Source organism: Actinomyces naeslundii, assembly GCF_001956585.1.
Classification (GTDB): domain Bacteria; phylum Actinomycetota; class Actinomycetes; order Actinomycetales; family Actinomycetaceae; genus Actinomyces; species Actinomyces naeslundii.
On sequence record NZ_MSRR01000012.1, the window covers coordinates 53,352 to 61,653 of the forward strand.

General features: G+C 70.1%; 4 protein-coding genes. 3 read left to right on the plus strand and 1 reads right to left on the minus strand.

Annotated elements, in window-relative coordinates; genetic code table 11:
- Positions 1 to 3: 3 nt before the first annotated feature.
- Positions 4 to 1,494: a CCA tRNA nucleotidyltransferase gene (locus BKH33_RS07160; RefSeq protein ID WP_076080281.1), complete on the minus strand. Its 1,491-nt coding sequence runs from the start codon at positions 1,492 to 1,494 to the stop codon at positions 4 to 6.
- 184 nt (positions 1,495 to 1,678) lie between these two features.
- On the opposite strand from BKH33_RS07160, the gene BKH33_RS07165 reads away from it, so the two are divergent.
- The 3 genes from BKH33_RS07165 to BKH33_RS07175 form a co-directional block, all read left to right on the plus strand.
- Positions 1,679 to 2,188: an NUDIX hydrolase gene (locus BKH33_RS07165; RefSeq protein WP_043539449.1), complete on the plus strand. Its 510-nt coding sequence runs from the start codon at positions 1,679 to 1,681 to the stop codon at positions 2,186 to 2,188.
- Positions 2,185 to 4,728 (plus strand): DUF6049 family protein, encoded by a 2,544-nt coding sequence (locus BKH33_RS07170; RefSeq protein WP_003783584.1) that lies wholly within the window; start codon positions 2,185 to 2,187, stop codon positions 4,726 to 4,728. The genes BKH33_RS07165 and BKH33_RS07170 overlap by 4 nt, the downstream gene beginning before the upstream one ends.
- On the plus strand, positions 4,725 to 8,302 hold a 3,578-nt coding region (locus BKH33_RS07175), incomplete at its 3' end, for a lipid II flippase MurJ (protein ID WP_076142670.1). The genes BKH33_RS07170 and BKH33_RS07175, both read left to right, overlap by 4 nt.

The following is an 8,302-nucleotide window of genomic DNA, read 5'->3' on the forward strand; positions in this document are numbered from 1 at the left end:
CCCTCAGCTCTTCTGGCGGGCCGCCCACCAGGATCGCAGCGCCTGGCGAGCCAGGTCCTCGCCGATCGGTCCCTTCTCCATACGCAGGTCCATGAGGAAACGGTAGGCCTCGCCGACGATCGGTCCGGGGGCCACGCCGAGCTCGGCCATGATCTGGCCGCCGTCGAGGTCCGGGCGGATGGCGGCCAGCTCCTCGGCGGCGCGCAGGGCCTCGATGCGCTCCTCGAGATCGTCGTAGGCGCGGTCCAGCATGGCGGCCTTGCGGCGGTTGCGGGTGGTGACGTCGGCCCGGGTGAGCCGGTGAAGGCGCTCCAGAAGGGGACCGGCGTCGGTGGCGTAGCGGCGCACGGCCGAGTCCGACCAGGCGGCGTCGGCGTAGCCGTGGAAGCGCAGGTGGAGCTCGACCAGCCGGGAGACGTCCTTGATGGTCTGCTTGTCGAAGCGCAGCGCCCGCAGGCGCTTGGCCGTCATTCGGGCACCGACGTGGTCGTGGCCGTGGAAGGTGACGGTGCCGTCGGGCAGGAAGCGACGGGTGGCGGGCTTGCCGATGTCGTGGAGGATCGCGGCCAGGCGCAGGACCAGATCGGGACCGGGGACGGGCCCGTCGGGCCCGGTCTCCAGGTCGATGGCCTGGTCGAGGACGGTCAGGGTGTGCTCGTAGACGTCCTTGTGGCGCTTGTGCTCATCCACGGTCTCGCGCAGGGCGCTCAGCTCGGGCAGGACGACGTCGGCCACGCCGGTGTGGACCAGCAGCTCCAGTCCGCGCCGGGGCCAGGGGCTGATGAGCAGCCGCTCGAGCTCGGCGCGCACGCGCTCTGCGGAGACGATCTCCAGGCGGGAGGCCATCTCCTCCATGGCGGTCATGACGTCCATCTCGACATCGAAGCCGAGCTGGGCTGCGAAGCGGGCGGCCCGCATGATGCGCAGGGGGTCGTCGTCGAAGGACTGCTCGGCGCTGACCGGGGTGCGCAGGACACCGGCGGCCAGGTCGGACAGGCCGCCGCAGGGGTCGACGAGCTCGAGGTCGGGCAGGCGCAGCGCCATGGCGTTGACGGTGAAGTCGCGGCGGGTGAGGTCCCCGGTGAGGGTGTCTCCGTAGGTGACCTGGGGCTTGCGGGAGCCGACCTCGTAGGCCTCGCTGCGGTAGGTGGTCACCTCCACGATGGTGGAGCCCTTGCGCGCGCCGATGGTGCCGAAGGCCCGGCCCACGTCCCAGGTGGTCTCACCCCAGGCGGCCAGGATCTTCTCGGTCTGCTCGGGGCGCGCCGAGGTGGTCAGGTCCAGGTCGTGGGGGGCGACGCCGAGGAAGGCGTCCCGCACCGGTCCGCCGACCAGGGCGATCTCGTGCCCGGCGCGCACGAAGGCGTGCCCCAGGGCCGCCAGGGCCGGGGGCAGGCCCTCAAGCGCCCGACGGGCCTTGGGCGTCAGGCCTCGGTTCTCAGCGGAGGCGTCCGTAGGATTGACGGGATCGGCGGGAGCGGGGTGAGCAGTCATCGGCCCAAGCCTGCCATGAACCCTGACCGGCGCGCCGTCGTCGACGACGCCATCGGTCTCGCCGTGAGGACCCTCTCGCGCGTACTCGCACGTACAGGCACCGCTGCCCTCCGGCGGCGCAGTTGTGTGCGACGACGTACTCGGCCAGAGACATCCTGCGGCCTGGACGCCCTAGAGTGTCCCTATGCCCTCGCCACGCACTCGCACGCCCCGCGCCGGAAACCCGGCACATCGGGCGAGTGCGCGCGCTTTGCCGATCGTCAACGAGACCAGTGCCGGCGGCCTGGTCGTCGACGTTCAGAACGGTCAGGCCTTCACAGCGGTCATCGCCCGACGCAACCGCGGAGGCCGGCTGGAGTGGTGCCTGCCCAAGGGGCACCTGGAGGGTACCGAGACCCCCGAGCAGGCCGCGGTCCGCGAGATCATGGAGGAGACCGGGATCACCGGCCGTGTTCTTCGGCACCTGGCGACCATCGACTACTGGTTCGCCGGTCACGAGCACCGCGTCCACAAGGTGGTGCACCACTTTCTGCTGGAAGCGGTCAGCGGCACCCTGACCACGGAGAACGACCCGGACCATGAGGCCGAGGACGTCGAGTGGGTCGCCCTCGAGGACGTCTCCCACCGCCTGGCCTACCCCAACGAGCGTCGTATCGTCGCCGCGGCCTGGGACATCCTGGTGGGGGATGGATGACCAGCGCCACCGACCTGTGCGCGAAGGTGGTCACCACGCTGGGCTCCCGGCTGCGGAGCAGGGCGATGGTGACCTTTGCCGCCCTGCTGGGCCTTGCGGGGCTGGCGACCTGGCCGCTGATCGCCCTGCCGACGGCCCAGGCGGAACCGGCCCCTGGCGCGCTCTCAGCCAAGATTGCGCCGGTGGCCCCGGCCGGACCGTCCGCGACGACGGTCCCCTCCGCACTGCCCGCCTCGGCGTCGATGAGCGGGAGGACCACCGGCGCCTCGATCCAGAACACCGAGGCGGCCGCCAAGCAGGTGACCCTGAGCATCGACACCATGACCCCCGAGGTGCTGCACAGCGACCAGGACCTGACCCTGACCGGAACCATCACCAACGGAACCGGCCAGGCCGTCTCCGGGGTGGATCTGGTGACCAGGGTGCAGCGATCCACCGACGTCACAAGTGAGAGCCTGACCAAGTGGTTGACCGGAACCGACGAGTCGGGGCTGTCGGACCCGGTCACGATCCCGCTGGGCCGCGACCTCCAGCCCGGTGAGACCACCCAGTTCTCCATCACCGTTCCTGCCGACGAGCTGCCGCTGACCAGCGCCGACCGGTGGGGGCCGCGCGGCATAGCCGTCACGCTGGAGTCTCAAGGCACCTCTGTGGCTCAGGACCGCAGCATTCTCGTCTGGGAGAGCGGCGCCTCCGTCACACCCGTACGCCTGACCACGTTCATCCCGGTCACCGCCTCCGTGGAGGAGATGGCCGTTCTCGCCGGTCCGCACACCTCGCAGCGTGCCAAGACCCTCACCAGTGTCCACAGACGGGTCCTCGGTCTGCTGGGCATGGCCGGCGACAACGTCGTCATGGCGGTCGACCCCGCACTGGTCGAGGCCCTCGGCGTCACATCGGCCGACCTGGAGAAGGCCGCCCGCAACGGCCACTCCCAGCCCTCGACGCCGGACGGAACCCCTCAGGCACCTCAGGGCGACGACTCGTCCGGGTCGTCCAGCGCGAGTCCCTCGGCTTCCGCCGACCCATCGGCACCAGCGGCGGAGTCCTCATCCCCGACGCCGTCCTCACCCAGTACGGCCTCACCATCGGCGAGCGCCACCGCACCATCGTCAGGCGGCAAGACCTCCAACGACGTCGCCCAGCTCTCCGCCGCCCTCATGCGGGCCATCGGCACCGGCAGCCTGGTGGCCCTGCCGTGGGGAGACTCCGACACCGCCGCACTGGCGCACCTGCAGCGGGCGGATCTGATCGAGACCGCCACGCAACGCACCCAGGAGTCGGCCATCGTCAAGGCCGGGGCGCCGGCGTCGATGAGCTGGCTGGCCTCCAGCGTCATGGACTCCGCCACGGTCAATACGCTGCCGCAATCAACCTCCACCATCATCACCTCACCCGACTCCCTGCCCGTGACCGACGAGCTCACCTACACGCCCTCCGGACTCGGCGCCCTCGGCGATCGCGCGGTGCTGATCCCCGAGCAGTCCCTGTCGGAGGCACTCGCCGGCGAGCCATCCAGCAAGACATCCAATGACACATCCGATGAGGCGTCCCAGGACGGCGCCTCCGACCAGGCGCGGCAGGCCTCCTCATCCGGCCAGACCACTCAGGCCGCGGAGCTCGACACCCGCCAGCTGTTACGCGGCAACAGCGCGATCCTGACCCGTCAGGCCCCGGGGCTGGAACGCGACATCGTTGTGGCGATGCCCCGCCAGGCCGCCTCCACCGCGGACCCGTCCGCCCTGAAGGCGCGCGTGGCCGCCCTGCGCTCAACCTCCTGGACTCAGTCCCAGTCCCTGAGCGGCCTTGAGGAACGCGCCCGGGCCGAGGTCGAGGCCGTCGAAGCGGGGACCTCGGGGATCGAGCGCTCCGAGCCATCGGACGACAACGTGACCGACGACAACGAGCTGACCACGGCGACCCTTGCGGCCGCGGGCGGCACGGCCAGCAGGCTCCAGTCAGTCGCATCGGTGCTCTCCGACCCGGCTGCGCTGCTGGGCGAGTACACCAACCTCGAGGCCGTCGTCTCCTCGGCGACCTGGCGGGCCAAACCAGCGACCTGCAGGGCGCAGATTCCGGCTGCCGAGGCGGCCGGAACCGGAGTCACCTCCTCGCTGGCCGCGGTACCGTCGTCGACCATCAACCTCATCAGCTCCGAGGCGCAGTTGCCGGTGCGGATCACCTCCTCCCTGGCCCAGGACGTGACCGTCCAGGTCTACCTGACCTCGGACAACAAGCGCCTTCAGGTCCCACGCACCACCACCGTGACCGTCCCCGCCCACCAGCAGGCCAAGGTCACGGTACCGATCCAGGCCGTCGGCTCCGGCGACGTCGGCCTGACGGTGCAGGTCCTCGCCGCGGACGGCACCACCGTGGGCACCCCCACCACCGTCAACATGAGAGTCCGCGCCGACTGGGAGAGCCGGGGCACCGGTGTCATCGTCGGCGTCCTGGTCTCCATCGTGGTGATCGGTACCGTGAGGACAGTAAGACGAGGCCGCCGCACAGCGGTGACCCCGGCTGCACAGGAGACGGCATGAGCATGATCAAGCACTCACGAGCCAAGCGCTCCTCCTCCCAGGGACGCAGTCAGGCCTCCCTGGCGCGATCCTCGGCGATCATGGCCTCCGGGACGCTGGTCTCCCGCGTCCTGGGCATGGTGCGCAACGCCCTCATCGTCATGGCGCTCGGCGCCACCGGGTCCGGGGCCGCCGACGCCTTCAACACGGCCAACAACCTGCCCACGTACCTGTACAACATGATGATCGGCGGCATCCTCAACGCCATCCTGGTGCCGCAGATCGTCCAGGCGCTGCGACGGCGCAACGGCGAGGAGGTCGTCAACCGTCTCCTGACCGCTGCGGCCACTCTCATGCTGGTGGTCACCTGCATCGCGACCGCGGCCGCGCCTCTCATCTTCGCCATCAATGCCAGCTCCCTGGCCCAGGGGCAGTGGCAGATGCTGTCCTTCGCCTTCGCGTTCTGGTTCATGCCGCAGGTCTTCTTCTACGGCCTGTACGCGCTCTGGGGTCAGGTGCTCAACGCGCGCTCGAGCTTTGGGCCCTACATGTGGTCGCCGGTGCTCAACAACATCATCTCGATCGCCTCGATCCTGGCCTACCTTCATATCTACGGCCGGTACACCACAGGCCAAGGGCCTGAGGTCTGGGACGTTCCTCGGATCACGCTTATCGGGGCGACAACGACCCTGGGTATCGCCGTTCAGGCCTTGGTCCTCTACATCCCCCTGGTGCGCTCCGGCTTCCGGCCGCGCATCATCTTCGGGGTGCGGGGCCTGGGCCTGGGCAAGACCGTCAAAGTGGCCCTGTGGGCGCTGGCCGGAGTGGGCGTGGCCAGCCTGAGCAACTGGATCACCTCCAACCTGGGCTCCTACGCGGTGACGGCCTCCGAGCAGCCCGAGTACGCGGACGTCATCGTGCCCTCGACCACCATGTGGCTCAACGGCTACCTCATCTACATGCTGCCGCAGTCCCTGGTGGTCACCTCCATCATCACCGCCCTGTTCACCCGCATGAGTGAGAAGGCCGCGGCCGGGGACGCCGCCGGCGTGCGTGAGGACCTCTCCCTGGGACTGCGCTCGGCGGGCGTGTTCACCGTCCTGGCCACCGCGGGCATCTGCGTGCTGGCCGTCCCGGCCCTCCAGCTCTTCACCCCCTCGATCACCCTTCCCGAGGCCCAGGCCAGCGCCCCCATGCTCATCGCTCTGGCGCTGGGCATCGTCCCTCAGGGCATCTGGTTCGGGACCCAGCGAGTCATGCTGGCCTACTCGGACACCAAGCGGCTGCTCCTGGCCGACGTCGTCGTCGGAGTCGTCCCGGTCGTCCTGTGCGTCATGGCCTACTTCATGGCCCCGGCCAACCACTGGATGGCCTGGGCCGGCGCGGCCAACACGCTCAGCCAGATCGGAGGCTGCCTGGTCGTCATCCCCATGCTGCGCTCCCACCTGCCCAGCCTCGACGGACGCAAGATCATCACCACCCACCTGCGTCTGGTCATCGCGGTGGCACCCGCCGTCATCGCCGGGATCGTCCTCAACCTGATCCTGGGCAATGTCGACGCCGACTCCTCCCTGACCAAGATGCTCGCGGCCTTCGGGCACATCTGCATCGTGGCGACGGTCATGTCACTGGTCTACCTGCTCATGGGGCGCGTCGTCAGAATCGAGGAGATCGCCGTCGCCTTCCGGCCCTTCTCACGGATCCTGTCCACCATCGGTCGTCGCCTGCCCGGCGGCCTCGGGAGAGTGGTTCTGGCGATCGCGAGCTGGCTGTCGCCGCCGGAGCCGACGACGACGGCAACCGCTCAGATGGATGCCGTTCAGACGCCAGCACCACCGCCACCGCCTCAATCGGCTTCCGTCCCGTCGGCCATGCCATCGGGACCGTCCGCTCATCAGGCCGCTCATGGTGCTGTTGGCTACACCGCCGGCGGCACTCATGCCTCCCCGTCCGCCCCACCCCCGCCCCCGCAGGCGCAGACCGACTCCTGGGATCAGCCGGGTCAAATGGGGCAGCGGAGTGCCGGAGGCCGGCCCGCGCAGGCGCCCACGGGCTACACCCAGGACGGACAGCCCGTCTACCCGCTCGCGCCCGCGCCCCCGGCGCCCTCGCAGGCAGTGGCACCACCACCCCCTACACGCGCCGACTACGCGGCTGACGCCTCTCATCGCTCCTGGACCACGGGGCACGTCCCAGCCAACACTCCCGGGAGTATCCCTCCCTCACTTCCCGCGAGCATCCCTCCCTCCCGGGTGGCCACAGGGCAGTCCGCCCCCTACCCGCCCCACGTCTCTGCCCACACGAGCCACATCACCCCGGTTTGGAGCCCTCAGACAGTTACGATGGGTTCAACTGGTTCAGATGGACAACCATCTCAAGGAAGGAGACGCATGTCGGAGGCGACGCCGATCGGCAGTGGTCGCTACGGACTCCTGGGTACGCTGTCCACCACGCTGCCGCGCATTGTCAGGCACCGTGGCGTTGACACGATCCTGGATCGAGAAGTCACGATCCTGGTTCTCACCGACGCGACGCTTCACCGTGACAACGTCCTGGAGTCCGCCAGCCGGGCTGTGCTGGTCGAGGACCAGCGCCTTCAGCAGGTCTACGACGTCGAGCGCGCCGAGCCCTCCGTCATCGTCACTGAGCCGCTGACCGGACGCACCTTCTCCTCCCTGGTCTCACGGGGCATGCCCCCGGCACAGGCGCGCGCCATCATCGGCGAGACCGCGCAGGCGCTCGACGCCGGCGCCCGCAAGGGTCTGCACCATCTGAACCTGTCACCCGAGTCCATCCGCGTTCTTCCCGACGGCACGATCAAGGTCAGCGGCCTGGGTATCGAGGCGGCCGCACTGGACCTGGAGAGCCGGGTAGCCGGTCACGACCCCTCGGCCGCCGACCGCGCAGACGCCCGTGCTCTGGTGGAGATCCTCTACTACGGCCTGACCGGGCGGTGGCCCGGAAAGCGCCCCGGCATCCCCTCCGCACCACGACTGGGCGGCGTTCCGGTCAAGCCCTCCACGCTTGTGCCGGGCGTCGACCCGGTTCTGGACGAGCTGTGCGAACGCACCTGGAGCAGCCAACCCCCCGTCTCCGCGGCCGAGGTGGCGCGCTCGCTGGGAAGCTGGGACCAGGTGGTCGGCTACCGCGAGTCCAGCTCGACGCCGATGCCGACGGCGCAGCGTCCGTCGTCGGCCGCCGGCAGCGCCGGAAGCGGGTCCGCAGGGGCCAATGCGGGCGCGACGGTCGCCGCCGTCAGCGCTGCCGGAGCCGGCGTCGCCAACGCAGCCCGAGGGGTCCTGGACCGGCTGCGGCGCAGTGGTGCCGGCAAGGGCGCGACGGTCGCCCCGTCAGCGGTGCAGTCGGCGCCCCCATCGACACCGCCGACTCAGCCCGGTCAGGCACCGGCAGCCCCCGCGCCTACGGAGCAGAGCGCCACCACCGAGGAAGCAGCCGCACCGCCTGCGGCTCCGCGCGAGTCCGCACCAGTTCCGGAGCCTCCGGCTGAGGAGACCTACGTCCAGGTCACCGGCCCGACGAACCCGATCCCGAACGTCCTGTCGACCGCCTCCGAGACCGTCCCCGGGCCCGCGCC

Excerpts from the sequence above, each read along its gene's own strand:
- BKH33_RS07160 (WP_076080281.1), bottom strand. The coding sequence starts at position 1,494 with ATGACTGCTCACCCCGCTCCCGCCGATCCCGTCAATCCTACGGACGCC.
- BKH33_RS07170 (WP_003783584.1), top strand. The coding sequence starts at position 2,185 with ATGACCAGCGCCACCGACCTGTGCGCGAAGGTGGTCACCACGCTGGGC.
- BKH33_RS07165 (WP_043539449.1), top strand. The coding sequence starts at position 1,679 with ATGCCCTCGCCACGCACTCGCACGCCCCGCGCCGGAAACCCGGCACAT.